Annotated in this window: 21 protein-coding genes; 11 read left to right on the top strand and 10 right to left on the bottom strand. The window is 63.7% G+C overall.

All coding sequences use genetic code 11. From position 1 onward, the window contains the following. The first annotated feature begins 156 nt into the window (after positions 1-156). The 4 genes from ACT53T_RS06975 to ACT53T_RS06960 all read left to right on the top strand — a co-directional run bounded on the left by ACT53T_RS06975 (position 157) and on the right by ACT53T_RS06960 (position 6,824). The gene (locus ACT53T_RS06975; protein WP_476160667.1) at positions 157-444 is read left to right on the top strand and encodes a ribbon-helix-helix domain-containing protein; all 288 of its coding nucleotides are present in this window, start codon (positions 157-159) and stop codon (positions 442-444) included. Next, positions 378-737 carry a type II toxin-antitoxin system RelE/ParE family toxin gene (locus ACT53T_RS06970; RefSeq protein ID WP_476160828.1) on the top strand — a complete coding sequence of 120 codons (360 nt, stop codon included), beginning with the start codon at positions 378-380 and terminating at the stop codon, positions 735-737. Before ACT53T_RS06975 ends, ACT53T_RS06970 begins: the two co-directional genes overlap by 67 nt. 158 nt (positions 738-895) lie before the next feature. After that, positions 896-3,655: a phosphoenolpyruvate carboxylase gene (gene ppc / locus ACT53T_RS06965; protein WP_476160666.1), complete on the top strand. Its 2,760-nt coding sequence runs from the start codon at positions 896-898 to the stop codon at positions 3,653-3,655. A gap of 88 nt (positions 3,656-3,743) precedes the next feature. Next, complete coding sequence (locus ACT53T_RS06960) at positions 3,744-6,824, top strand: autotransporter outer membrane beta-barrel domain-containing protein (protein WP_476160665.1); 3,081 nt, start codon at positions 3,744-3,746, stop codon at positions 6,822-6,824. Between the two features lie 16 nt (positions 6,825-6,840). Here the strand turns inward: ACT53T_RS06960 and ACT53T_RS06955 are convergent, their stop codons facing one another. Both ACT53T_RS06955 and galE read right to left on the bottom strand, forming a co-directional pair. Continuing rightward, complete coding sequence (locus ACT53T_RS06955; RefSeq protein ID WP_476160664.1) at positions 6,841-7,767, bottom strand: hypothetical protein; 927 nt, start codon at positions 7,765-7,767, stop codon at positions 6,841-6,843. Positions 7,768-7,936: 169 nt separating this feature from the next. After that, entirely contained in the window at positions 7,937-8,932 is a 996-nt protein-coding gene (galE, locus tag ACT53T_RS06950) for a UDP-glucose 4-epimerase GalE (protein WP_400768016.1), read from the bottom strand. 200 nt (positions 8,933-9,132) lie between these two features. Here galE and ACT53T_RS06945 point away from each other — a divergent pair, with 200 nt between their 5' ends. Beyond that, positions 9,133-10,017 carry a UTP--glucose-1-phosphate uridylyltransferase gene (locus ACT53T_RS06945; RefSeq protein ID WP_018265605.1) on the top strand — a complete coding sequence of 295 codons (885 nt, stop codon included), beginning with the start codon at positions 9,133-9,135 and terminating at the stop codon, positions 10,015-10,017. Positions 10,018-10,161: 144 nt separating this feature from the next. Here the strand turns inward: ACT53T_RS06945 and irrA are convergent, their stop codons facing one another. Beyond that, complete coding sequence (irrA, locus tag ACT53T_RS06940) at positions 10,162-10,644, bottom strand: iron response transcriptional regulator IrrA (RefSeq protein WP_476160663.1); 483 nt, start codon at positions 10,642-10,644, stop codon at positions 10,162-10,164. Between the two features lie 186 nt (positions 10,645-10,830). Between irrA and ACT53T_RS06935 the strand changes: the two genes are divergently transcribed. Together ACT53T_RS06935 and ACT53T_RS06930 are read left to right on the top strand one after the other, a co-directional pair. After that, on the top strand, positions 10,831-12,027 hold the full coding sequence (locus ACT53T_RS06935; protein ID WP_476160662.1) for a lytic murein transglycosylase: 1,197 nt from the start codon (positions 10,831-10,833) through the stop codon (positions 12,025-12,027). Positions 12,028-12,163: 136 nt separating this feature from the next. Next, complete coding sequence (locus tag ACT53T_RS06930; protein ID WP_476160661.1) at positions 12,164-12,817, top strand: Crp/Fnr family transcriptional regulator; 654 nt, start codon at positions 12,164-12,166, stop codon at positions 12,815-12,817. Between the two features lie 50 nt (positions 12,818-12,867). Here ACT53T_RS06930 and ACT53T_RS06925 read toward each other — a convergent pair whose 3' ends face one another. The 6 genes from ACT53T_RS06925 to ACT53T_RS06900 form a co-directional block, all read right to left on the bottom strand. Then, positions 12,868-13,089, bottom strand: a complete 222-nt coding sequence (locus ACT53T_RS06925; RefSeq protein ID WP_018265611.1) for a formate dehydrogenase subunit delta — start codon at positions 13,087-13,089, stop codon at positions 12,868-12,870. Next, the gene (gene fdhD, locus ACT53T_RS06920; protein ID WP_476160660.1) at positions 13,079-13,909 is read right to left on the bottom strand and encodes a formate dehydrogenase accessory sulfurtransferase FdhD; all 831 of its coding nucleotides are present in this window, start codon (positions 13,907-13,909) and stop codon (positions 13,079-13,081) included. Before fdhD ends, ACT53T_RS06925 begins: the two co-directional genes overlap by 11 nt. A gap of 223 nt (positions 13,910-14,132) precedes the next feature. After that, the gene (gene fdhF, locus ACT53T_RS06915; protein ID WP_476160659.1) at positions 14,133-17,009 is read right to left on the bottom strand and encodes a formate dehydrogenase subunit alpha; all 2,877 of its coding nucleotides are present in this window, start codon (positions 17,007-17,009) and stop codon (positions 14,133-14,135) included. 11 nt (positions 17,010-17,020) lie between these two features. Then, complete coding sequence (locus ACT53T_RS06910) at positions 17,021-18,574, bottom strand: formate dehydrogenase beta subunit (RefSeq protein WP_018265614.1); 1,554 nt, start codon at positions 18,572-18,574, stop codon at positions 17,021-17,023. After that, complete coding sequence (locus ACT53T_RS06905) at positions 18,571-19,047, bottom strand: formate dehydrogenase subunit gamma (protein ID WP_018265615.1); 477 nt, start codon at positions 19,045-19,047, stop codon at positions 18,571-18,573. Before ACT53T_RS06905 ends, ACT53T_RS06910 begins: the two co-directional genes overlap by 4 nt. Before the next feature lie 145 nt (positions 19,048-19,192). Continuing rightward, positions 19,193-20,095: a LysR family transcriptional regulator gene (locus tag ACT53T_RS06900; protein WP_400768029.1), complete on the bottom strand. Its 903-nt coding sequence runs from the start codon at positions 20,093-20,095 to the stop codon at positions 19,193-19,195. Between the two features lie 40 nt (positions 20,096-20,135). Here ACT53T_RS06900 and ACT53T_RS06895 point away from each other — a divergent pair, with 40 nt between their 5' ends. Then, positions 20,136-20,540: a hypothetical protein gene (locus tag ACT53T_RS06895; RefSeq protein ID WP_476160658.1), complete on the top strand. Its 405-nt coding sequence runs from the start codon at positions 20,136-20,138 to the stop codon at positions 20,538-20,540. 14 nt (positions 20,541-20,554) lie between these two features. On the opposite strand, the gene ACT53T_RS06890 is transcribed toward ACT53T_RS06895, so the two are convergent. Beyond that, positions 20,555-21,760 (bottom strand): acyltransferase family protein, encoded by a 1,206-nt coding sequence (locus ACT53T_RS06890; protein WP_476160657.1) that lies wholly within the window; start codon positions 21,758-21,760, stop codon positions 20,555-20,557. Positions 21,761-21,940: 180 nt separating this feature from the next. Between ACT53T_RS06890 and proS the strand changes: the two genes are divergently transcribed. The 3 genes from proS to ACT53T_RS06875 all read left to right on the top strand — a co-directional run bounded on the left by proS (position 21,941) and on the right by ACT53T_RS06875 (position 25,317). Beyond that, positions 21,941-23,488: a proline--tRNA ligase gene (proS, locus tag ACT53T_RS06885; protein ID WP_476160656.1), complete on the top strand. Its 1,548-nt coding sequence runs from the start codon at positions 21,941-21,943 to the stop codon at positions 23,486-23,488. Positions 23,489-23,675: 187 nt separating this feature from the next. After that, on the top strand, positions 23,676-25,139 hold the full coding sequence (locus ACT53T_RS06880) for an ATP-binding protein (protein WP_476160655.1): 1,464 nt from the start codon (positions 23,676-23,678) through the stop codon (positions 25,137-25,139). Beyond that, positions 25,087-25,317: an O-methyltransferase gene (locus tag ACT53T_RS06875; protein ID WP_476160654.1), complete on the top strand. Its 231-nt coding sequence runs from the start codon at positions 25,087-25,089 to the stop codon at positions 25,315-25,317. Before ACT53T_RS06880 ends, ACT53T_RS06875 begins: the two co-directional genes overlap by 53 nt. Positions 25,318-25,357 lie beyond the last annotated feature (40 nt).

Here is a 25,357-nt window from a genome sequence, read left to right as displayed (position 1 = left end):
CTCACTGAGGGTACGGCCGCAGCGAGGTCTATAAGTCGGACGAGCGGAGGCGACAAGGGAGGGGGCGGGCCGGGTCGGACGCCGGCCTCTCCGGCGCTCCCCTCGTTTTCCGCGCAAGGTATGATAAAGTATGACTCTCTCGAAAAGGAGGCGCCCGTGGCCGAGATCGAACGTCTCACCATTACATTGCCGTCCGACATGGCCTCCGTGGTCAAGAGCGCGGTCGCGGTCGGCGATTACGCCTCGACCAGCGAGGTCGTCCGCGAAGCCATTCGTGACTGGAAAATAAAGCGCGCCCTGCAGCTTCAGGAGCTGGCCGCGTTGAAGGCGGAGATAGACAAAGGGCTCGCCGACGTCGCGGCAGGCCGGGTGAAAAAATTCGACGCAGACTCCATCATTGCGCGTGGGAGGAAATTATTGGCGAGCCGCTCTCCCTCCGTCTGACCGATGCGGCGGAAGCCGATCTCGCCGAAATCTGGGCTCACATCGCTTCCGACTCGGAAGCCTCAGCGACACGGCTGCTCCGGGAGATCGAGACGAGCTGCTCTGGATTGCTCGACTTTCCTTTCGCCGGAGTTTCGCGCGACCGACTGGCGCGCGGTCTCCGTGCGACGTTCAAAGGCAATTATGTGATCTATTACGCCGTGACCACGGCCGAGGTCGTCATCGTGCGCGTGCTGCACGGCGCGCGTGACGCCGCTGCGCTCGCCGAGCACGGGGGATTTTCGACTCTTTGATCTGCGCCCCGGCCCCGAACGCCGCCTTAGTTTCGAAAGCCGAGCTCGGGCCGGTTCGCCCTCCCCCTCGCCCCACATCGCCTCCGGTCCAAAATCTGCTATAGCTCGCCAGACCTACCGCGCCGCACGGCGCCCCCGCTCGAGGATCGACGCCCCATATGCAAGTCGAAACAGACGCCGCCAATTCCAGCTCCTCCGCTCTGCTCGACGATCAGTCGCTGCTCGCCGATATTCGCCTGCTCGGCCGCCTGCTGGGCGACACGGTGGGCGAGCAGGAGGGCGTCGCCGCCTTCGAGCGCATAGAGACGATCCGCCGCCTCTCCGTGGCCGTCAGCCGCAATGGCGACATGGAGGCCGATCACAAGCTCGATGCGCTGCTGCGCTCGCTCTCGGCCAGCGAGGCGGTGACGGTCATCCGCGCCTTCAGCTATTTCTCGCATCTCGCCAATATCGCCGAGGATCTGCATCCGCTGCAGGGCGACGAGGCCTCCGGCGCGCCGAGCCTCGCCAACACATTCGCCCATTTGCGCAAGGCCTCGATCGGCCCCGGCAAGGTGGCGCAAGTGCTCTCCAACGGCTGGGTCTCGCCCGTGCTCACCGCGCATCCGACCGAGGTGCGGCGCAAGAGCCTGCTCGACGCCGAGCACGCCATCTCCGCTCTGCTGCAGGCGCGCCCACATGCGCGCAACAAGGCCGAGCTGGCCCGTAACGAGCTGCAATTGCGCGCCCGCGTCTCGCAGCTGTGGCAGACGGAGCTGCTGCGGCAGGCGCGGCTCACCGTGCGCGACGAGATCGCCAACACGTTGAGCTATTATCGCAGCACCTTCCTGCGCCAGATTCCGCTGCTCTACGCCGACATAGAGGAGCGCCTCGGCGGCTTGCGCATTCCGCCCTTCCTGCGCATGGGCACATGGGTCGGCGGCGATCGCGACGGCAATCCCAATGTGCGCGCCGAATCGCTCGCCAATGCGCTGCGCATGCAGAGCGAGACGGCGCTTCGCTTCTATCTCACCGAGGTGCATGAGCTCGGCGCCGAGCTGTCCATCTCGCGCCGCTACGCCGGCTGCAGCCAGGCGCTCGAGCAGCTCGCGGCGCGCTCCGGCGACGATAATCCGCATCGCGACGACGAGCCCTATCGCCGCGCGCTGATCGGCGTCTACGCCCGCCTCGCCGCCACGCTCGAGGAGCTGACCGGCCAGCAGGCGCAGCGCCATGCGCGGGCGCCCGGCGCGCCCTACTCCGACGCGCGCGCATTTCTCGCCGATCTCGAGATCGTCGACGATTCGCTGCGCTGCCACCACAGCGATGTGATCGCGACGCAGCGGCTCGAGCCGCTGATCCGCGCGGCGGAAGTCTTCGGCTTTCATCTCGCCACGGTCGATCTGCGCCAGAGTTCCGACCGTCACGAGGAGACCATCGCCGCGCTGCTGCGCGAGGCGCGCGTCGCGCCCGACTACGCCGCTTTGACGGAAGAGGAGAAGCGCGCGCTGCTACTGAAGCTGCTCAGCGATCCGCGGCCAGTGCGGCTCGTCGACGCCGCCTATTCCGAAGATGTGGCGAGCGAGCTGGCGATCTTCGAGCGCGCGGCGGAAATGCGCAAGACCTATGGCCACGAGTCGATCCGCCATTACATCGTCAGCCATACGGAGACGGTGAGCGATCTGCTCGAGGTGCTGCTGCTGCAGAAGGAATGCGGCATGATGCGCGGCACGCTCGATCCGCGCGACGCCAATATCGTCGCCGCCGATCTCATCATCGTGCCTTTGTTCGAGACGATCGGCGATCTGCGCAACGCCGCCGTCATCATGCGCGAATTCTATGCGCTGCCCGGAATCGTCAAGCTCGTCACCAATTCCGGCGCGCAGCAGGACATCATGCTGGGCTATTCGGACAGCAACAAGGACGGCGGCATTCTCGCCAGCATTTGGGAGCTCTATCGCGCCTCCACCGCGCTCGCGGATTTCTTCTCGGGCCTGCCGTCCATCGCCATGCGCCTCTTCCACGGCCGCGGCGGCACGGTGGGACGCGGCGGCGGACCGAGCTATGACGCTATTCTCGCGCAGCCGCCGGGGACAGTGAACGGGCAAATCCGCCTCACCGAGCAAGGCGAGGTGATCGCGGCGAAATACGCCAATCCGCAGATCGGCCGCATCAATCTCGAGCTGCTGGTCGCCGCGACGCTCGAGGCGACGCTGCTCTCGCACAGCAAGGCGCCGCCGCCGGAATTCCTCGAGGTGGCGGAGCAGCTCGCGCAATGGGGCATGGACGCCTATCGCGGCCTCGTCTACGAGACGCCGGACTTCGTCGATTATTTCTTCGCCTCGACGCCGATCTCCGAGATCGCCTCGCTCAACATCGGCTCGCGGCCGGCCTCGCGCAAGCCCTCGCGCAAGATCGAGGATTTGCGCGCCATTCCGTGGAGCTTCTCCTGGGGTCAGGCGCGTCTCGCCCTGCCCGGCTGGTACGGCTTCGGCTCGGCGATCGCGCGCTTCCGCGAGGGCGACGACGGAACCAAGCTCGAGCTGCTGAAGCGCATGTATCGCGAATGGCCCTTCTTCCGCACGCTTCTGTCGAACATCGACATGATCCTGTCGAAGACCGATCTCTCGATCGCGCGTCACTATGCGGGCCTGGTGCAGGATCACGCGCTCGCCGACCGTATCTATGGGGAGATAGAGGCGGAGTGGAGCAGAGCCAACGCCGCGCTCGCCGATCTCACCGGATCGAGCGAGCGTCTCGCCGACAATCCGGCGCTGGCGCGCTCGCTGCATCATCGCTTCCCCTACATCGCGCCGCTCAACTATCTGCAGGTGGAGCTCATTCGTCGTTTCCGTGGCGGCCAGACCGGCGACGATATCCGCCAGGGCATTCTCATGTCCATCAATGGCGTCGCCGCGGGCCTGCGCAACACGGGGTGAACAGAAGTGGGCGACATTGCGGCGCCGTCGTCAAACCGTCATGCGCCGCCGCCATTAGGGGTTCCGATCCAGCTGGAACGGAACCGCAATGTCGCCTCTTCTCTCGCGCGTCAGCCCTCTCGCGCTTCTCGCCTCTCTCTCGCTCTCCTCGGCGGCCATCGCAGCGGACATCAACGTCCCGGCCAATACGACCGTCTCCGGCCAGAAGACATTCGGCGGCGTTGACAAGATCACCGTTGGCGCCGGCGGCAAGCTCACCTCCTCCGCCAATCCGACGCTGAATCAGACGTCGACCTCCACCGGCGTCTCCATCGACAATTTCGGCACGATCGAATCGACAGGAACAGGAACGCGCGCCATCCGCTTCAACAGCGGAACCGCGATGAGCTTCACGCTCACCAATGAGGCGGGCGCGACGATCCAATCGCAGAACGACGCGCTGCAAGTCGGAACCGCCGTCGCCTCGGGAACGATCACCGTCAATAATTACGGGCTGATCCAGGCGACGGGCACGGGCTCCAACAATGGCCAGGCGATCGACTTCGGCAATATCGTCGCCGGAACGGCCTCCATCACAATCAATAATTTCTCGACCGGCGTGCTGCAGACCGCCGACGCCGACGGCATACGCCCCGGCAATAAAGCCACGGTGAATAATTACGGCCAGATCATCGGCAATAATTTCCAGACCAGCAGCGGCGCGGATGGAATCGATTTCCAGACCAGCACGGGCGGAACGGTCAATAATTACGCCGGCGGCCTGATCTCCGGCGGGCGCCACGGAATCAACATCAGCTATGATCCGACGGCGAATGCGACGACCTCCTCCATCACCGTCACCAATTACGCCGGCGGTCAGATCATCGGCCGCAACGGCTCGGGCGTCGGCTCCGACGTCGGCGGGACGGTGATCAATTACGGCCTCATCTCGGGCGACATCGACAATATCGCCGGCGTCGCCAATGGCGACGGCGATGGCGTCGATATCGATTACATCGGCAACATCACCAATTACGGGATCATCCGCGGCACGGGCGCGAAGGGCGTCGGCTCCGACGGCAAGACCAACACCAGCCAGGGCGTCGCCATCGGCGGCGGCGTCATCGACAATAAGGCCGGCGCGATCATCATCGGCCAAGCGGATGGCATTCTCGTCGACAATAGCTCGGAAGGGCCGGCCTTCGGCGCGGTGACGATCACCAACGCCGGCACGATCGAGGGAACGACGCGCTACGGAATCTATATCAACAGCACGCTGAACAATACGATCACCAATTCCGGGACCATCACCGGCGGCGGCGGACAGGCGATCGTCTTCGGCTCCGGCGACGACACGCTGAACATTCGCACCGGCTCGGTCATCAATGGAACGGTGGACGGCGGCGCCGGCTTCGATCGCATCTCGCTCTCTGGAACGGGCACTTTCGCCGGCGCTATCAATTTCGAGACGCTGAGCGTCGACGATGGCGTGTGGACGCTCACCGGAACGCAGAGCTATTCGAGTGGCGTCAGCGTCGCGAGCGGCGCGGAACTGGTCGCGGCGGGCGCGATCGGCAATCTCGTCGCCGTCGCCGCGGGCGGCCGCGTCTCCGGCGCCGGAACGCTGGGCGCGCTCGATCTTTCCGGCGTCGTCTCGCCGGGCTCGGGCGCCGGCGCGATCTCGACTCTAACCGTGACGGGCAACGCCACTTTCCGCTCGGGCTCGGTCTATCAGGTCGACGCCAACGCCGCCGGCGCGGCGGATAAGATCGTCGTCGGCGGAACGGCGGCGCTCGGCGGCGCGGTGCAAGTGACGGCGGCGTCCGGCAATTACGCGCCTTCGACGAGCTATGCGATCGTGCAGGCGGCGGGCGGCGTCAGCGGCTCCTTCGCCTCGGTCTCCACCGATCTCGCCTTTTTGACGCCCTCGCTCTCCTATGATGCGAAAAACGCCTATCTGACGCTCGCGCGCAATGGCTTGTTCTTCCAGAACGTCGCGGCCAATCGCAATCAGCGCGCAGTCGCCGCGGCGCTCGACACGACGCCGACGGCGAGCCCGCTCTTCCTGTCCATCGTCGGCAAATCGGCGGCCGGCGCGCGCACGGCATTCGACGGACTCTCCGGCGAAGGCGTCACGGGCGCGCTGAACGCGGGCCTCGAATCGAACCGCCTGTTCGGCTCCACGCTCGCAGACGCGGGGCAGTTCTGGCGCTCGGGCGAGACGCGCGACGCCAATGGCGTTTCCATTTCCGCGACGACGCCGGCCCTCGGCTATGCGTCGCTGGAATCGAAAAAGGGTCCGATCGCCCTGCGTCCGACGCAGGAGCCGGCGCGACTCTGGCGGCTGTGGATCTCCGGCTTCGGCCAGAGCGCGCGCCTCGGCGGCGATGCGGCGCAGGGCTCGGCGACGCAGCGCACCAGCCTCGGCGGCGGCGCCATCGGTCTCGATGCGGTCGTGCTTCCCAATCTTCTGCTCGGCTTCGCAGGCGGCTATAGCGCCGGCGACGCCTCCACCGATCTGCGCTCGACCCATGTGGACACACATGGCTGGCACATCGGCGGCTATGGCGTCTTCACCTTCGATCCCAATTATATCTCCGCCTCGCTCACCTTCTCCGATTTCGACAATTACTCTCGCCGCTCGGTCTTCGGCCTCGGGACGGGCGAGACCGCCAATGCGAATTTCGAGAGCCGCGTGCTGCGCGCGCGCGTCGAGATCGGACGCGACGTCGATCTGCTCGGGCTGAGAGCGACGCCCTTCGCGGCTGTCGAGACGGCGCATATTTGGACCGACGGATTCACCGAGACGACGGCGGCTTTCCCCGGCTTTGCGGGCCTCGGCGCGCTGACCTTCGCCGCGCGCGAGACGGAGTCCCTGCCCGTCTATTTCGGCGCGCGCGTCAAGCGCAGCTTCGCGCTCGACAATGGCTGGCGGCTGACGCCCGATCTCTCGCTCGCCTATGTGCATGAGTTCGAGCCGACGCGTGCGCTTCTCGCCTCCTTCGCCTCGACGCCCTCGGCGGCTTTCACTATCGCCGGCGCGCGTCCCGACGAGAACTATCTGCAGGTGAAAGGCGGCTTGCGCCTCGATGTGAGCGCCTCTGTCGCGCTCTTCGCCTCCTTCGAGGGCGAATATGGCGGGCGCACGCAATCCTATGCGGGACGAGGCGGCCTCAAAGTGGTCTGGTGAGGCCGCCCCTGCTCTTTTACGCGTTCTGCGAAGCGCTCGAGGACTGAGAACCCTGCTGAGCGACGAGATCCTTCAGCAGCGCCTCGACGCTCGATTGCGCGGCGCTGGAATCGCCGCTCTTGGCGGCCGTGATCAGCGTCTTCAGATCGTCGACGATGGTCGAAGACGAAGAGGAAGAATCGGTCGTCGTCGAGGACGACGAGCCGGTCGATGACGTGGAATCGGTCGAGGATGTCGACAAGAGCGAGTTGAGATCGCTCTCGAGGCTCGTGGCGGAGCTCTTCTGCGTCGTCGTATCGCCCGATTGCACCGCATTCAGCAGCGTCGCCAGATCGGAGACGAAGGAGGACGCGGTCGAATTCGAGCTGTCGGAAGAGGAAGAAGACGGCGGCGGGGGCGGCGGAGGCGGCGCGCTCAAATGGCTCTCGATCGTCTTGGCCGTCGATTGCGCGGTCGTCGTGTCGCCCGACTGCACCGCCGAGACGAGCGTCTGCAAATCGGAGAGGAAGCCGGATTTGCCGTCCGACGAGGAAGACGCGCTCGACGAATCCGATGTCGACGACGATTGCTGCAACAGGCTCTGAAGGCTCGACGCTGCGGTCTTAGCGGCGTCCGTATCGCCCGAGTCGACAGCCTTCAGCAGATTGGCGACCGTCGAGGCGAAGCCCGAATCCGATGAGGAGGACGTCAAATCGCCGCTGTCGCTGGACGAGCCGGAGTCGCTGGCGAAGAGCAGCGAGGCGAGTTGGCCGGAGCTCGGGCTGCGGAAATCGATCGCCGAGCTGGGATCGACCGCGCTCGTCTGCGTCGTGGAGGTGGAGCCGGTCGTCGCCGAAGCGCTCGCGGCGGTCGACGCCGTGGTGTCGTCGACGTCTTTCGTGTGGCGGGAATGATGGTGATAGGCGGTCTGCACCGCGCTGGAGGCGAGGCTCGATATGGACATTCTGCGTATCCTGAACGGAGAGCGGACGCACGCGACTGTCCACGCGCCGCCTTACGCAAAACTTGCCGATTCTCGCCGCCAGGAGGCTAAATTTCCGATAAATACTTGTAAGATCGGAAGCTTTACCCCCTTATCCGAAGAGTATCGGAATATTTCTATAATATATACGCTATGCTCCACTTTCGTTGCGGGCCGCGAGCTTGCGCTCCCAATCCAGCGCTTGGCGCACGATCGTCTCGAGATCATCGTGACGCGGCGTCCAGCCGAGGCGCGAGCGAATGCGGTCATTGGCGGCGACGATGGCGGCGGGATCGCCCGGCCGGCGCGCGGCGAAATCCACCTTGAAATCGACGCCGGAGACGCGCTTGACCGTTTCGATCACCTCGAGCACCGAGAAGCCATGCGCATAGCCGCAATTGCAGACGAGGCTCTCCCCGCCCCCGCGCAGATGGCGCAGCGCGTCGAGATGGGCGCGGGCGAGGTCGGTGACATGGATATAGTCGCGCAGGCAGGTGCCGTCCGGCGTCGGATAATCGGTCCCGAACACCTGCATGCCGGGGCGCAGCCCCAGCGCCGCCTGCACCGCCACCTTGATGAGATGCGTCGCCTTGGGCGTCGATTGGCCGGAGCGGCCGAGAGGATCGGCGCCGGCGACATTGAAGTAGCGCAGCGCTACATAGGAGAGATCATGCGCGCGCGAGACATCCTCGAGCATCCACTCGACCATCAGCTTGGAGCGGCCATAGGGCGAGACCGGCTTCAGGCTCTCGTCCTCCGTCACCGGATTATGCTCGGGATCGCCATAGACGGCCGCGGTCGAGGAGAAGATGAAGCGCTTCACGCCCGCTTCCACCGCCGCCGCCAGCAGAGCCCGCGCTTTCGCCGTATTGTTCAGATAATAGCCGAGAGGATCGGCGACGGACTCGGGGACCACGATCTTGGCGGCGAAATGAATGATCGACTGAATATCATGCCGCGCGAAAATATCGCGCAGCAGCGCGGCGTCGCCGAAATCGCCCACGATGAGCGGAACCTCTTGCGGAACCGCCCAGCGAAACCCCGTGGAGAGATCGTCGAGCACGACGACCTTCTCGCCGGCGTCGAGCAGCTCCAGCGTCATATGGCTTCCAATATAGCCGGCGCCGCCGGTCACGAGGATGGTCATTCCGCGCCCTTCCTGCTGAAGACGTCATCACGGGAAATTAACGGGCAATGGTTAAGGACGACTCCTGGCCCGGCTCGGTCTAGGCGTTGGTCTTTCGCCATTGCGGGATATTCTCGGAAAAGCGCTGGCGCTCTTTCCGAAACCCTGCTCGGGCGTCGCGCTCTCGCGCTCGGGTCACACTCGCTCGAAATGGACTAATCATGAGCAAACGCATTCGCAAGGCTGTTTTTCCCGTGGCCGGCCTCGGCACGCGCTTCCTCCCGGCGACCAAAGCGGTGCCGAAGGAGATGCTGACCGTCGTCGATCGTCCCGTGCTCCAGCATGTGGTGGACGAGGCGCGCGAGGCCGGGATCGAGCATTTCATTTTCGTGACCGGGCGCAACAAGGGCGTCATCGAGGATCATTTCGACATCGCCTATGAGCTCGAGGACACGCTGAAGAAGCGCGGCAAGATCAAGGAATATGACGCGCTGATCGCCGATCTGCCGCCGGCCGGCGCGGCCAGCTTCACCCGCCAGCAGGCGCCGCTCGGCCTCGGCCATGCGGTCTGGTGCGCGCGCGAGATCGTCGGCGACGAGCCCTTCGCCGTGCTGCTGCCCGATATGGTGACGCTCGGCAACGGCCCGCAGAAAAGCCGCTGCCTCGCCCAGGCCGTCGCGGCCTATGAGGCGCATGGCGGCAATATCATCGCGGTGGAGGAAGTGCCGCCGGAGGAGACGCATCAATATGGCATCGTCTCGGTCGGCAAGGATTTCGGCGCCGCTTTCGAGATCACCGGAATGGTGGAGAAGCCGCCGAAGGGAACCGCGCCGAGCAATCTGATGATCTCGGGCCGCTATATTCTGCAGCCGGAGATTTTCGACATTCTGGCCAAGGGCGAGAAGGGCGCGGGCGGGGAGATTCAGCTCACCGACGGCATGGTGACGCTCGCAGCTTCGCAGGCCTTCCATGGCGTGCGCTTCGACGGCAAGACCTATGACACGGGATCGAAGCTCGGCTTCCTCGCCGCTAATCTCGCCTTCGGCCTGACGCGTCCCGACATAGCCGACGGGCTGAGGGCGGAGATCGCCAAGCTGCTCGGCTGATCGGAAGGCCCCCTCCCCAACCTCCCCCGCTTCGCGGGAGAGGGGGCAGACCCGGCGTTACATCGAGATTTCGCGTAACGCCCGCCGCCTTCCCTCTCCCGCGCGAGCGGGGGATGGTGAGGGGGGCGCCCCCAGCCTCGAAAGTTACGCCTTCCGCTTCGGCCGCAGGCGAATGATGACGTCGCAGCCGACGATCTCCATGCCCTCCGGCGGCGCGGGCAGCTTGGCGAATTCGATGGAGCCGTCCACCACGTCGAACATGCGCTTGCTGACCTCATCCATGAAATGGTGATGCGGCGCGGTGCGCGTGTGGAAATAGGTGCGCGGACCCTGCACGGCGATCTCGCGCAGCAGGCCGGCGTCGGCGAATTGATTGAGCGTGTTGTAGACCGTCGAGAGCGACATTTGCAGGCCGGCCTCGTGCGCTTCGGCGTGGAGCGCTTCGGCGCTCACATGGCGGTCGCCATTGCCATAGAGCAGCTTGCTGAGCGAGATGCGCTGCGAGGTGGGACGAAGGCCGGCGGCTCTCAGCTTGGCCTTCAGCTCATGCTCGTCCTTGATGGGGGCCGCCTTTTTTCCGAGTTGGATCGGCGCACGAAAATTCGTAATCATGGGGTGATGCGTCATTTCCGTTTCGCCTCAGATCCTGTCCTGCTCGCGGCTCCTTGTGGAAGTCGAGACATGCCGATTGAAAACGCAGCGCAGCGAAGTGTCAAACAAAATGGCCAAAAGTGTAAAGATTCCAAAGAATGGCCAAGCTCGCGCGCAATTCTGCGACAAGCTTTCGGCCACGCTCGCGCCGATCGCCGCGATGTGTTCCAAACATTGCCGGTCACTTTCCTACTCTTTGTCCTGACGGCTTTTTTCAGTCCTTGCGCGCTCGCGCAGGAAAACGTCGCCGGTTCCGGTCTCGACCTTTTCCTGCAGCAATTATGGCCTCGGGCGCGGGACGCCGGCGTCTCGCGCGAGATTTTCGATTCGGCGATCGCCGGCCTCTCGCCCGAGCCCGGATTGCTGCGGCGCCCACAGGCTCAAGCCGAGTTCACCATTTCCATCCCTTCCTATGTCTCCGGCGCGGTGAGCGCGGCGCGAGTCGCGCGGGGCCGCGCGCTCGCCGGCGAGCTCTCGACGCCGCTGGCGACGATCGAGGAGCGCAGCGGCGTCCCTTCCGAGATCGCTCTCGCCATACTCGGGGTGGAAAGCAATTTCGGTTCCGCGACCGGCGCCGCCGACACTTTGCGCGTGCTGGCGACGCTGGCCTATGCCGGCCATAGGGGCGCGATCTTCGCGGATGAATTCGTCGCGGCGCTCGTCATGCTGCAGAGGGGCGACGTCACCCGCGCGCGGCTGCGCGGCTCCTGGGCGGGAGCGATGGGCCAGCCGCAATTCCTGCCCTCCGCCTATCTGAAATACGCCGCGAGCTATGCGGGCGGCGCCGCGCCGGACATTTGGACGAACCGGCTCGATTCGCTCGCCTCCATCGCCAATTTCCTGAAATTCTCAGGCTGGGACCCGCGCCTGCCCTGGGCGGTCGAGGTCGTCCTTCCCAAGAATTTCGACTATGCGGACTTCGATCTCGACTTCGCGCAATGGCGGGCGCTGGGCGTTGTCGCGGCGAATGGCGAAGCGCTGCCGACGAGCGGGCCGGCGAGCCTCTATCTGCCCGCCGGCGCGGCCGGCCCGGCCTTTCTCATCACCGATAATTTCGAGGTGATTCGCAAATACAACACATCCGACGCCTATGCGCTGTCGATCGGCCTGCTCGCCGACCGCATCGCCGGGCGGCGCGCGCCCGTCGCCCCTTGGCCGAAGAAAATCGCGGCGCTCTCCACGGCCGATTGCAAGGAGTTGCAGCGCCTGCTCACCGCGCGCGGCTTCTATCGCGGCGCCATAGACGGCAAGCTCGGCCGCACCAGCCGCAACGCCGTGCACGCATTTCAGCTGAGCGAAGGCATGCAGCCGGCGGACGGCTTCGCCACCAAGGACGTGCTGCAGCGGCTCGCGCGCTGAGCCGCAGCGGCAATACTCGGAACGAAACGCTGTAGCTGCTGACTTCCGCGTGAGAAATGAGCTATCTGTGACGCCAAAGAGGCGTCGAGCCGCTCGTCATCGGCGAGAAAAGCTCCGCTTCCCTGGAGAAACTCGAGTGACGAGCGATCATATTCTATATCTGGTGATCGCGGCCTCGTGGATGCAATCGGTGGCGGCTGTGGCTTCCGCCTATTCGAAGACGATGATCCGCTTGCGGATCGCATCCACGATCGCGAATTTTCTCGGCGTCGTCGTCGGCGCTGCGAGCGGGAACATGGCCGTGTTGACCCGCCACGTCATTCTGTTTCCGCTCGACCTCATTCGTCTGCGCGAGATGCGAAAGCTGGTGGCCAGCGTCAAGCGCGCGGCGGATGGGGAGCTGAAGGTCGAATGGCTGAAGCCCTTCATGCATCCCAGCAACGTGAGGGCCGGCGCGCTTTTGTTTCGCAAAGGCGAGGAGGCCGACCGCGCCTATATGCTGATCGAAGGCGAGATCGAGCTTCCAGAAGTGGGAATCCGGCTGCCGCCGGGAACGCTGTTCGGGGAAATGGCCCTGTTCACCGAGGACGGCCTGCGCACGGCCTCGGCGCGCGCGCTCACCGATTGCCGGCTGCTGTCGATCTCCTATGAGGAGTTCGAGCAGCTTTATTTTCAGAACCCACAGTTCGGGCTCTATCTCATTCGGCTGATCGTTCGACGCTGTCAGGCGAACACGCAGCAGCTCGAAGCCGTCGCCTGGAATAGAACGACGGAAGATGTCGGCGCCTGAGCCGAAGAGCTTCTCGCGGAGAAGACGCGGCGGCGGCCCGCCGCTCGGCTCTATTTTGCGGCGAGCTTCTGCACCGCCTGCAGCGGCACCTCGTCGAGGCCGGAGCCGCCATGGGCGACGTGATCGATGATGCCGGCGCGCATGCGCGGATCCCAAAACTTCTTCAAATGCTCGGCCGTGCCGGCCACCGCGTCGGAATGCCTCTGCGCGGCGAAGAACTTGCCGATCTGATTGGCCATTTTGACGAGCCGGTCGGCCGAATTATGCGACATGGGTAGAGACCTGTTCCAGAATGCGTTCGGGGTGGGTGAAGACTTCGAAGTCGCGGCCGCGCACGACCGCCACCAAGGTCATGCCACATTTCTCCGCCGTGCGCACGGCCAGAGCCGTGGGCGCAGAGACTGCGGCGATAATGGACGCGCCGATGCGGGCGGCCTTTTGGACGAGTTCCACGGAAATGCGGCTCGTCATCAGCACGACGCCCTGCGAGGCGGGCAGGCCCTGGCGCGCCAGCGCGCCGGCGAGCTTGTCCAGCGCATTGTGCCGGCCGACATCCTCGCGAACGATCAGCGCGTCCGACTCCGGCGCCCAGAAGGCGGCGGCGTGGACGGCGCGCGTCTCGCGATTGAGCGTTTGCGCGCCGGGCAAGCGGTCCATGGCGGCGATCAGCGCCGTCGATGAGACGCGCAGCGCATTGGCGAGAACCGGCAGCGGCCGGCTCGCCTGCTCGAGGCTCTCTATGCCGCAGAGGCCGCAGCCGGTCGGCCCGGCCATGGAGCGCTTGCGCGCCGCATAGACCTCTTGCCGTCCGCCGGCGAGCCAGCTGCGCAGCTCTATGCCGGCCTCGGAGGCGACGATTTCGAAATCGCCGGCCTCGTCGATCGAATCGATGAGGCCTTCGGTGAGCGCGAAGCCGATCGAGAAATCCTCGAGATCGGCCGGCGTCGCCATCATCACCGCATGGGTCGAGCCGCCATAGGTGAAGGCGATGGGGGTCTCTTCCGGGATGGTGCGGGAGCTGTCCGACAGAGCCTCATTGCGCCGTGCGATGCACGGAACGCGAATGCCGGCGGCGGGGAGGTCCTCGTTCATCCAGATTCTATCTCCAGCGCGCGTCCCTTCTCCCGCTTGCGGGAGAGGGTGGCCCGGCGCAGCCGGGTCGGATGAGGGACCCTGGAAATGACCGGCCGATTTGGACGTCGGCCCGATCAAAACAATCGCAAAACGATGAGCGCCCTCATCCGCCCCCGCTTTGCGGGGCCACCTTCTCCCGCCGAGCGGGAGAAGGATTCGCGCCCATCCATACCGCCCTGTCCTACTCCGCAGCCGTCGCGATGCGACGGGCGCTCACGGAAAGCTCGCGATATTGCTCCTGCCACTCGGTTGGACCGTTGGAGGGCGAGATCTGCACCGCCGTCACCTTATATTCGGGGCAATTGGTGGCCCAATCCGAATTGTCGGTGGTGACCACATTCGCCTGCGAAAGCGGGTGATGGAAGGTGGTGTAGACGACGCCCGGCGCCACACGATCGGTGACCTTGGCGTGCAGCGTGATCTCGCCGGCGCGGCTGGCGATGCGCACCCAATCCCCATCGCGCACGCCGCGCAGCTCGGCGTCATGCGGATGGATCTCGAGCACGTCCTCCTCGTGCCAACGGCTGTTCTCGGTGCGACGAGTCTGCGCGCCGACATTGTACTGCGACAGGATGCGGCCCGTCGTCAGCAGCAGCGGGAAGCGCGGCCCGGTCTTCTCGTCGGTGGGGACATATTCGGTGATGACGAACTTGCCCTTGCCGCGTGTGAAGCCGTCGATGTGCATGATCGGCATGCCTTCCGGCGACGCGTCATTGCACGGCCATTGCACCGAGCCGTCCTTCTCGAGCTTCTCGTAAGAGACATTCTTGAAGGTCGGCGTCAGAGCGGCGATCTCGTCCATGATCTCGCTCGGATGCGAATAGTTCCAATCGAGGCCGAAGGCCTTGGCGAGCATTTGGGTGATCTCCCAATCGCCATAGCCGTTCTTCGGGCTCATCACCTTGCGAATGCGCTGAATGCGGCGCTCGGCGTTGGTGAAGGTGCCGTCCTTCTCGAGGAAGCTCGCGCCCGGCAGGAAGACATGGGCGTAATGCGCGGTCTCGTTCAGGAAAAGGTCCTGCACGATGACGCATTCCATCGCCTCGAGCGCCCGGCTGACATGCTTGGTGTCCGGGTCGGACTGCAGAATGTCCTCGCCCTGGCAATAGAGGCCCATGAACTCGCCGGCGATCGCCGCGTCGAACATGTTCGGGATGCGCAGGCCCGGCTCATTGTCGAGCTCGACGCCCCACGCCTGCTCGAAGCTGTGACGCACATCGTCGTTGGAGACGTGGCGATAGCCCGGCAGCTCATGCGGGAAAGAGCCCATGTCGCAGGAGCCCTGCACATTGTTCTGTCCGCGCAGCGGGTTCACGCCGACGCCGCGGCGGCCGAGATTGCCGGTCGCCATTGCGAGATTGGCGATGGCCATGACCGTCGTCGAGCCCTGGCTGTGCTCGGTGACGCCGAGGCCGTAATAGATGGCCGCGCGGCCGCCGGTGGCGTAGAGGCGCGCAGCGGCGCGAATCTCTTCCGCCGGGACGCCCGACAGCTTCTCGACCTCTTCCGGGCTGTTGCGATCGTCGGAGACGAAAGCCGCCCAATCCTGGAACTCGTCCCAATCGCAACGCTCGCGCACGAAGGCTTCATTGACGAGGCCTTCCTTGACGATCACATGCGCCAGAGCGGTGACGACGGCGACATTGGTGCCGGGCTTCAGGGCCAGATGATGATCGGCCGAGATGTGGGGCGAGCGCACCAGATCGATGCGGCGCGGATCGACGACGATCAGCTTGGCGCCCTCGCGCAGGCGCTTCTTCATGCGCGAGCCGAACACAGGATGCGCGTCGGTCGGATTGGCGCCGATGACGAGAATGACGTCCGACTCGTCGACCGAGTCGAAATCCTGCGTGCCGGCCGAGGTGCCGAAAGCCTGGTTGAGGCCATAGCCGGTCGGCGAATGGCAGACGCGCGCGCAAGTGTCGGTGTTGTTGTTGCCGAAGCCGGCGCGGGTCAGCTTCTGGACGAGATAGGTCTCCTCATTCGAGCAACGCGAGGAGGTGATCACGCCGACCGAGCGCTTGCCATGCTTCTCGATGATCTTCTTGAAGCGATCGGCGGCGAAGGCTATGGCCTCGTCCCAGGACACGACGCGCCAGGGATCGGTCGCCTTGTCGCGGATCATCGGCGAGGTGACGCGCTCCTTGTGCAGCGCATAGCCGTAAGCGAAGCGGCCCTTTATGCAGCTGTGGCCGTGATTGGCCTTGCCGTCCTTCCACGGCACCATGCGGACGATCTCCTCGCCGCGCATTTCCGCCTTGAAGGTGCAGCCGACGCCGCAATAGGCGCAAGTGGTGACTTCCGAATGCTCCGGCTGGCCCACGGCGATCACCGACTTCTCGGTCAAGGTCGCGGTCGGGCAGGCCTGCACGCAGGCGCCGCAGGAGACGCATTCCGAATCCATGAAGGCTTCGGCCATGCCGGGCGAGACGCGGCTGTCGAAGCCGCGACCGTCGATCGTCAGCGCGAAAGTGCCTTGAGTCTCCTCGCAGGCGCGGACGCAACGATTGCAGACGATGCATTTCGACGGGTCATAGGTGAAATAGGGATTGGACTCGTCCTTCGGCATCCAATCGAAATTCGCCTTGCCGTCGGCGCGGCTGCGGGCGAACACATGGTTGGCGCCGTCATAGCCGTAGCGCACGTCGCGCAGGCCCACCGCGCCCGCCATCGACTGCAGCTCGCAATCGCCATTGGCGGCGCAAGTCAGACAGTCGAGCGGATGGTCGGAGATATAGAGCTCCATCACGCCGCGGCGGATCGCCTTGAGGCGCGGCGTCTGCGTATGCACGCTCATGCCCGGCAGCACCGGCGTGGTGCAGGAGGCGGGCGTGCCGAAACGGCCGTCGATCTCGACGACACAGAGACGACAGGAACCGAAAGCCTTCAGGCTGTCGGTGGCGCAGAGCTTGGGGATTTCCGTCCCCAGCTCCATGGCGGCGCGCATGATGGACGTGCCTTCCGGCACGGTGACCGATACGCCGTCGATCGTCAGAGTGACTTCTTTCTCGGACTTCGACGCGGGCGTGCCGTAATCGATTTCTTTGACGAGGCTCATGGCTTTGCTCCTCACTCGGCGGCGGCGGGAAGCGTCGCTTTGCGGAAATCTTCTGGATAATGACGAAGGGCGCTCTCGACCGGATATGGGGCGAAGCCTCCGAGCGCGCAGAGGGAGCCGAACTTCATCGTGTTGCAGAGGTCGGACAAAAGCTCGATATTCGCCTCCACATCGACGCCTTCGACGATCTTGTCGATCGTCTCGACGCCGCGGGTGGAGCCGATGCGGCAGGGCGTGCATTTGCCGCAGCTCTCTATGGCGCAGAACTCCATGCCGAAGCGCGCCATTTGCGCCATGTCCACGGTGTCGTCGAAAACGACGAGGCCGCCATGGCCGATGAGGCTGTCGTGCTTTTGGAAAGCCTCATAGTCGAAGGGCGTGTCGAACAGCGACGGAGGCACATAGGCGCCGAGCGGGCCGCCGCATTGCACGGCGCGCACCGGACGGCCGGTCAGCGTGCCGCCGCCGATGTCGTTGACGATCTCGCCCAGCGTCAGGCCGAAGGGCGTCTCATAGAGGCCGCCGAACTTCACATTGCCGGCGATCTGCAGCGGCATGGTGCCGCGCGAGCGGCCAACGCCGAAAGAGGCGTAATATTCGCCGCCCTTGGCGAGAATGGCCGGGGCGGTGGCGAGCGTCAGCACATTGTTGACGACCGTCGGACGCCCCATGAAGCCGACATGCGCCGGCAGCGGCGGCTTGGCGCGCACGATGCCACGATGGCCCTCGAGGCTCTCCAGCAGCGAGGTCTCCTCGCCGCAGACATAGGCGCCGGCGCCGATGCGCAGTTCTATGTCGAAGGCGAAGCCGGAGCCGCGCACATTCGGACCGAGCCAGCCGCCCTTGCGGGCGGCCTCCAGCGCTTCGGTCAGCACCTCGGCGCATTGCGGATATTCCGCGCGCAGATAGATGAAGCCCTTGCTCGCGCCGATGGCGTAGCCGCAGATCGTCATGCCCTCGATGAGGACGAAGGGATCGCCCTCCATCACCATGCGATCGGCGAAAGTGCCGCTATCGCCCTCGTCGGCGTTGGTGACGACATAGCGGCGGTCGGCCGGAGCGTCGGCGACCGTCTTCCATTTGATGCCGGCCGGGAAGCCCGCGCCGCCGCGGCCGCGCAGGCCGGATTTGGTGACTTCCTCGATCACCTTGGCCGGGCCGATCTCGAAGGCCTTGGCGAGGCCCTGCCCGCCGCCATGGGCGACGTAATCATCGAGATTCACGGGGTCGATAATTCCGACGCGCTCGAAGGTCACGCGCGTCTGCTTGGCCCAATAGGGATGCTCCTCGACCTTGCCGATCGAGAGCGGATGCGCCCCGCCCTTCAGGAAGCCGGCGTCGAACAGCGACGGAACGTCCGAGGGCTTCACATTGCCGTAGCCGATGCGGCCGTCCGGCGTCTCGACCTCGACCAGAGGCTCGAGCCACAGCAGGCCGCGCGAGCCGTTGCGGATGATCTGAATGGTCTCGCCGCGCGCGGCGGCCTCTTTCTCTATGGCGGCGAGGACGCGCTTGGCGCCCACCGCGAGCGCGGCCATGTCGCGGGGCACATAAACCTTGGTCATGATTTCTGCGCCTCCGACGCCAGCTCGTCCAGAATCTCCGCATCGACGCGGCCGATCGGCTCGCCGTCGTAGAGAGCGCCGGGGCTGTGGGCGCACAGGCCGAGGCAATAGATCGCCTCGACCGTCAGCGAGCCGTCATTGGCGGTCCCGCCCCATTCGAGCTTGATGCGCTCGAGGAAGTCCTTGGCGATCTTCTCCGACCCCATGGACTGGCAGGACTCCGCCCGGCACAGCTTCAGCACATGGCGGCCGGCCGGCGCATGACGGAAATCATGGTAGAAAGTGACGACGCCATGCATCTCGGCCCGGGAGATGTTCAGCGATTGCGCCAGTTGTGGCACGACGGCCTCGGGCACATAGCCGAATTCTTCCTGGATAGCATGCAAGATAGGCAGGGCAGGACCCTCGAGCCCGAGATGGGCGTCGATGATCTCCTGCGCCCGCGCCTCGTTCCACGGAACAGCGCCAGACATTTCTTCCCCGTTCTTATCGAGCGAGCCCGTTCTTAGAGAGCGGGCCTTTCTGAGCGACAGCCGCCCATTTTAGGTAATTGCCCCAACAGTGCGCCAAAAAATCGGCGGGATCAATAATCTGGAACGGTTATACGATAGGCGAATCCTATAGATCGCCAACTAGCGGATTCTTTGCGAGCTTCTTCGCCTCGGCGACGAGCGCGGCGACCTGCGGGATGGTCGGCTCGCGCAGCGGAACGACCAATCCGATCTCGTGGACGGCCTCCGGCTCGACGATCGGAATAGAGCGCAAGGGGGCGGCGACTCGCAGCGAGTCGACCAGCTTTTCGGGTAGGATGGTGGCCCAACGCCCTGTCTTCACATGGGCGAAGAGCACGATGACCGAATTCGATTCGAGCGCGGGCTCGGGCTCGCCGCCGGCGTCGCGGATCAGCCGTTCGACGATGCGGCGATTCTGCATGTCCGGCGTCAGCAGGCAGAGCGGGATGCGGCCGACGTCGGCCCAGGTCACCTTGTCCCGATTGCCGAGCGGATTGTCGGCCGCGGTCAGCAGCCGATAGCGCTCGGAAAAGAGCGGCACTGTCCGCACCCGCCCCAGCGGCTCATTGTCGAGATAGGTGAGGCCGGCGTCGATCTCGAGATTGTCCAGCATGGACAAGATCTCGGTCGAGGAGCTGGTGAGAATGGTGAAGCGCACGCCGGGGTGCTTCTCGCGAAACGGCGTGGTCAGCGCGGGAATCATGGTCAGCGCCGTGGGAATGGCGGCGATCTTGAGCTGGCCGCCGAGCCCCTCCTTCAGCGTGCGCACCTCCTGCCGCATGGCGCGGGCGTCGGCGACGATGCGCTTGGCCCATTCCAGCACGCGCTCGCCCTCGGCGGTGAGGCTGTGGAAGCGGGAGGAGCGATTGACGAGCAGGACGCCGAGACTGTCCTCGAGCTGCTTGATCCCGGCGGAGAGCGTCGGCTGCGTCACCCCGCAGAGTTCCGCGGCGCGGGAAAAGCTGCGCTCCTTGGCGACGGTGATGAAAAATTCCAGCTTGTCGATCACTTCGCGCCCAAACTCCCTCTTCGCGCCCTCGAAGGACCGAATGGGACGCTCGCGGAACTATATACCTAAAGGCTTGGCGCGGCGAATTCATCGCTCGGTCGAACGATGCACGCGCGAGGACGGCCGAACAGCGCGCCCGAACAGCGCGCCGCCGGAAAAAAAGGCAGTTGACCTTGTGCGGCGCACAAAACTAATACTGAGGCGACAGAATGCAGGGAGGCTGCGCATGTCATTGACGAAAGATCATTTGCTCTGGGGCTACCGCCTCATTCTCGACCGCGACCCGGAACAGGAAGTGAATTTGGACAGCGCGAGCAGCTTCGACGATGCGCGCGCATTGCGCGAGCAGCTGATGCTTTCGCCGGAATTCATTCAAAACAACGAGAAATTGATTTTAGAGCTCCATTTGAAGCTGAAAGCGCTGAAGCCCCGCGCCGTCGCCTGAGCGTCGGCGAAGCTTCACCCGATCGCCTTATCATTGGACATCGCCGGGGCCGCGGACGAAAATGAAGCGATAATCGCTCGACCGAAAGCGACCCCAGGTTTCTCGATCACGATGAAGGTCGCCGCCGTCAGCGCCACGACGACGATCGCGACCAAGGGCAAGAGCAGCGGCAGGCTGGCCGCGTCGAGCGCCGCGAGCGCGGGCGCCCCGAAATAGAAGAGAACAAAGAGAATGACTCCATGGAATAAATATATTCCGTAGGAGCATTCCCCGAGCGCCAGAAGCGCCCGCCTCCGCAAAATGCCGAAGACATCATTGCCGCAGGCGACAGAGGCGAAGAAGAGTCCGAGAAGAAAATCCCACGGCGTCCCATAAGGCTTGGGCGCGCAAGCCAGGGCCGCGAGCAGACAGGCCGACGCCGCCAGCATTCCTCCGCGCGATGACGACCAAATCCGCGCCTTTTCGAGCTTCGTCGCCTCGCTGGCCAGCATCCCCATCGCAAATAATGGCGGAAACGCGAGCCAATCGAGCGCCGCCAGACGCGCCATCGCCAGGCTGCCGAAAATGAGCGCCAGCGGAAGCGTCGCATTCGGCGCCTTGCCGCGCAGAAGGTCATAGGTGATCGCCATCAGCGGCAGGCCGAAAAGATAGAAGGCCCACTCATATTTCAGCGACCACAGCACATAGGCGTCGATGCGGCCGCTGTCGGCATGGCCGAGAAGCGGAGGCTGGCCGAGGGCCGCCACCCATGAGAACAATGGCGTGAAAACCGTTTCCGGCCGAATGGAATAATCCTGCGTCCACAGAATGATCAGGCATGTCGCCACGACGGAAGCGGCGACCATCGGCGTCAAGCGGAAGAAACGACCGAGCCATAGAGCGGCTATTCTGGAAATGTGAAATCCTTCCAGCGCGACGCGATGAAATAGAAACCCTGTAATCATGAAGAATATCGACACGCTGCCGCCGCCGAGATTTTCGAGGAACAGGACCGTCGGCCGCTCCCAGCTCCCGCCGAGCCTCGTCGCCTGCATCCAGATCACGAAATGATGCATCATCACCGAGAGCGCCAGCAGGCCTCGCAGACCATCTATTCGCCCGATCCGCCCGGACGACGAAGGAAGCGGAAAGCCGCAGCGAAGGAGGAGGCCGCCCGCAGCGAAGGCGGCGAGATAGGCGAGGCCTATCCCAATGCCGATCATGCCCAATGGATAGACCAACGCGCCCTCCCCGGACTCTTGTCCGCGGCGCGGAGTTTCGACCGGAACGCCGGCGCAAGGCAACGTCCCTGCTCGCGCCCGGCGCCGGAATAGGCGGAAAAGCGCAGCCTCGCTCGCCATGACGACGGGCTTGGGCTATCTCTGCGCTCGAACACCGGAATCGAATCCCCAAGGGCAAAGATGAAACGCGCTCTGTCGGTCACGAGAGAAGAGAATTTCGCGCAATGGTATCAGGCCATCGTCGCCGAGGCCGATATGGCCGAGACGAGCCCGGTGCGCGGCTGCATGATCGTCAAGCCCTGGGGCTATGGCGTCTGGGAGCTGATCCAGGGCGCGCTCGACCGGCGCATCAAAGAGACCGGCCACGATAATTGCTATTTTCCGCTGTTCATCCCGATGAGCTTCATCGCTCAGGAGGCGAGCCATGTCGAAGGCTTCGCCAAGGAGATGGCGGTCGTCACCCATCACCGGCTGAAGGCGGTGGACGGCAAGCTCGTCGTCGATCCCGACTCCAAGCTCGAGGAGCCGCTGATCGTGCGGCCGACCTCGGAGACGATCATCGGCGACGCCTTCCGCCGCTGGGTCTCCTCGCATCGCGATTTGCCCGTGCTCATCAATCAATGGGCCAATGTCGTGCGCTGGGAGATGCGCACGCGGCTCTTTTTGCGGACGAGCGAATTCCTCTGGCAGGAGGGCCACACCGCCCACGCCGACGAGGCCGACGCGCGGGAAGAAACGCGCAAAATGCTCGAGGTCTATCGGCAAATCGTCGAGGATGTGCTGGCCGTGCCGGTGATCGCCGGCGAGAAGCCCGAGAATGAGCGCTTCCCCGGCGCCGTGAACACTTATTCCATCGAAGCGATGATGCAGGACGGCAAGGCCTTGCAGGCCGGCACCTCGCATTATCTCGGAACCAATTTCGCCCATGCGCAGAACATCCGCTTCCAGAGCGCGAGCGGCGAGCTGGAATATTGCCATACGACGAGCTGGGGCGTCTCGACGCGGCTCATCGGCGGCGTGATCATGACCCATGGCGACGATGACGGGCTGCGCCTGCCGCCCGCCATCGCGCCGCGCCAAGTGGTGATCGTGCCCATGCTGCGCGAAAAGCCCGAGGACGCCGAGGTGCTGGCCTTCTGCGACAGGCTGAAAGCCGAGCTGGACGGGCTCTTCGCACTCGGCGCCCCCTTGCGCGCCATCGTCGACAAGAAGCCGGCGCGCGCCGCCAATAAGCGCTGGGACTGGGTGCGCCGCGGCGCGCCGATCATCCTCGAGATCGGCCCGCGCGACGCCGCCAATGACGTCGTGACGCTGATCCGCCGCGATCGGCTGCGCGAGGGCGACAAGATCGTCTCCAGCGCGACGCCGCGCGCGGAATTCGTGAGCGCGGTCCCTGCCCTGCTGGCGGAAATCCAGGCGGCGCTGTTCGCCGAGGCCAAGGCGCGGCTCGAAGCCAACATCCGCTCCGATCTGACGAGCTTCGCCGAGATCGCCGATTATTTCGGCAAGGCGGCCGAGGACGACGAAGCGGCCTCGGCTTTCAAAGGCTGGGTGCGCGCGCCCTGGGCGCGGCCGACCGGCGCCGAGCTCGAGGAAGTGGAGACGCGGCTGAAGGCGCTGAAGCTGACGCTGCGCAATATTCCGCTCCAGCAGAGCGCGCCGAAGGGCGTCTGCGTCTTCACCGGCCGGCCGGCGGTGGAGGAGATTTTGATCGCTCGCGCTTATTAGCGCGAGCAGGCAGTCGCGCCCGACGTTCGGTAGCATCTGGGCTTTACAGAAAAGATACGTATATCATGTCATGTCATGATCGCTTCTGTTCCGCCAAGGCCCCTCAAAATGGGATGAAACAGTAGCGACTTAAATGTTCCGATCGAGCGGACATCCACTTAGAGAAAGAAATCAGAGGGATGATCGCATGACTCAAGACAAAGCCGTCGCGATCCCGACAAAACAATTTTTCGTCTCAATGCTCACACGCGACATCAGCCTAGCTGATGCTATTCTTGACCTCCTCGACAATTGCCTTGACGGCGCGCTTCGAAGCGCCAAAGGCTCCCCTGTCGACTATTCATTGCACTTTGTCAAAATTGAAATGACCGCCGACAAATTTTCTATCACGGATAACTGCGGCGGGATTCCTCGTGACATTGCGATAAATTACGCATTCAAGATGGGCAGAGAGCCTGACGACACGCGCGATTCCGACACCGAGACAATCGGCATGTACGGCGTAGGTATGAAGCGCGCAATTTTCAAAATGGGCCGAGAAGCACTCGTCCGAACACGACATGGTAACGATACATTCGAAGTTCCCATTACGTCCTCATGGCTCGATTCAAAGGACTGGGCGTCGCTGCCAATAAACGAGCCTATGCGAGCTAACGAAAAATTGACCGAACCAGGCACAGTAATATACGTCAGCGACTTATACGACGGCGTTTCACGACATTTCAATAATACGTCGTTCGAAAATGAAGTGCGCACAGCGATATCTGAGCACTTCACGATGTTCCTACAATGGGGACTTAAGATTGAGCTTAACGGTACGGATGTCCAACCTGTTCTGGTAGAGGTACTTGTTTCGAAAAGAGAAGATGGACCGGCACCCTTCATCTTTCAGAAGAAAATCGATGAAGTTTTGGTCTCGATTACTGTGGGGCTAAACACGGGCCGCAGTCTTGGCAATGACGACGAGGACGATGCGGGCTTTGAACGCGATCGGTCGTCTGCAACGGCTGGTTGGACCGTCCTATGTAACGACCGCGCAGTTATTGTTGGTGACAAGAGCCGACTTACGGGTTGGGGCGATGGCCTCCCTCTCTATCATCCGCAATTTGCAGTTATTACCGGAATTATTGAATTCCGGTCAAGACACGCAGACAAGCTCCCTGTCACGACAACCAAGCGTGCCCTCGACACCTCATCAAACGTTTGGCTAGAAGCGCTAGTCAAAATGAAGGAAGGTATGCGAATATGGGTTTCGTATACCAATCAATGGAAAAATCATCCACGCTCCGATCAATCCCATCATTGGGAGGACGCGCGTTCACTTTCACTCAATGATGCAATCGACGCGGTCGCAGTCCGTAGCGCGGCGAAACGAGCGGAAAATTTCGTGGAATTCAATCCTTTGAAATCAAAGGTCCTTCCTGAGCCAAAGGAAAAAACTCCCTCATCGCGCCGAATCGTGTTTTCGCGACCAGTCGAAGACATTCGTCTTGTTTCTAAGATGCTGTTTGACGTCGAAGACGAGAAGCCTGGCGTCGTTGGGGACAAATGCTTTGAGTTGACGCTCGCCAAAGCTAAAGAAATAGAATGCCAGACCAATGAGCGCAGGTTCTTCTCTCCCCTATCGACTGCGGCCAAACAAAGCGGTTGACCGCGAGTTGTTTCTTTCGCTTCTGATGCGACTGGCTCCGAAGCTCGCGCTGGAGGCCTATCATTATGTCGGACTAGGCGGCCCTTTCCTCGAAGATTTCCGACTGATCCATGGCCGTCTTGGGCTCAATCGCATGACTTGTGACCTGCCCCTGAAAAATCCCACCAGCATCGATTAGAGTCCGGCCGATTGCAGGACGGACACGATGAAGAAGAAAC

The sequence above is a fragment of the Methylosinus sp. DMC45 genome (assembly GCF_056313885.1).
The sequence above is the reverse complement of the archived record's forward strand: the minus strand, read 5'-3'. Positions and strand labels throughout refer to the sequence as shown.

Bases quoted from the DNA above. Each gene is read 5' to 3' on its own strand.
- ACT53T_RS06895 (WP_476160658.1), top strand. From the start codon at position 20,136: ATGGGACGCTCGCGGAACTATATACCTAAAGGCTTGGCGCGGCGAATT.
- ACT53T_RS06945 (WP_018265605.1), top strand. From the start codon at position 9,133: ATGAGCAAACGCATTCGCAAGGCTGTTTTTCCCGTGGCCGGCCTCGGC.
- ACT53T_RS06875 (WP_476160654.1), top strand. From the start codon at position 25,087: ATGAGCGCAGGTTCTTCTCTCCCCTATCGACTGCGGCCAAACAAAGCG.
- ACT53T_RS06905 (WP_018265615.1), bottom strand. From the start codon at position 19,047: ATGTCTGGCGCTGTTCCGTGGAACGAGGCGCGGGCGCAGGAGATCATC.
- ACT53T_RS06925 (WP_018265611.1), bottom strand. From the start codon at position 13,089: ATGTCGCATAATTCGGCCGACCGGCTCGTCAAAATGGCCAATCAGATC.
- ACT53T_RS06960 (WP_476160665.1), top strand. From the start codon at position 3,744: ATGTCGCCTCTTCTCTCGCGCGTCAGCCCTCTCGCGCTTCTCGCCTCT.
- fdhD (WP_476160660.1), bottom strand. From the start codon at position 13,909: ATGAACGAGGACCTCCCCGCCGCCGGCATTCGCGTTCCGTGCATCGCA.
- galE (WP_400768016.1), bottom strand. From the start codon at position 8,932: ATGACCATCCTCGTGACCGGCGGCGCCGGCTATATTGGAAGCCATATG.
- ACT53T_RS06880 (WP_476160655.1), top strand. From the start codon at position 23,676: ATGACTCAAGACAAAGCCGTCGCGATCCCGACAAAACAATTTTTCGTC.
- fdhF (WP_476160659.1), bottom strand. From the start codon at position 17,009: ATGAGCCTCGTCAAAGAAATCGATTACGGCACGCCCGCGTCGAAGTCC.
- ACT53T_RS06910 (WP_018265614.1), bottom strand. From the start codon at position 18,574: ATGACCAAGGTTTATGTGCCCCGCGACATGGCCGCGCTCGCGGTGGGC.
- irrA (WP_476160663.1), bottom strand. From the start codon at position 10,644: ATGACGCATCACCCCATGATTACGAATTTTCGTGCGCCGATCCAACTC.
- proS (WP_476160656.1), top strand. From the start codon at position 21,941: ATGAAACGCGCTCTGTCGGTCACGAGAGAAGAGAATTTCGCGCAATGG.
- ppc (WP_476160666.1), top strand. From the start codon at position 896: ATGCAAGTCGAAACAGACGCCGCCAATTCCAGCTCCTCCGCTCTGCTC.
- ACT53T_RS06955 (WP_476160664.1), bottom strand. From the start codon at position 7,767: ATGTCCATATCGAGCCTCGCCTCCAGCGCGGTGCAGACCGCCTATCAC.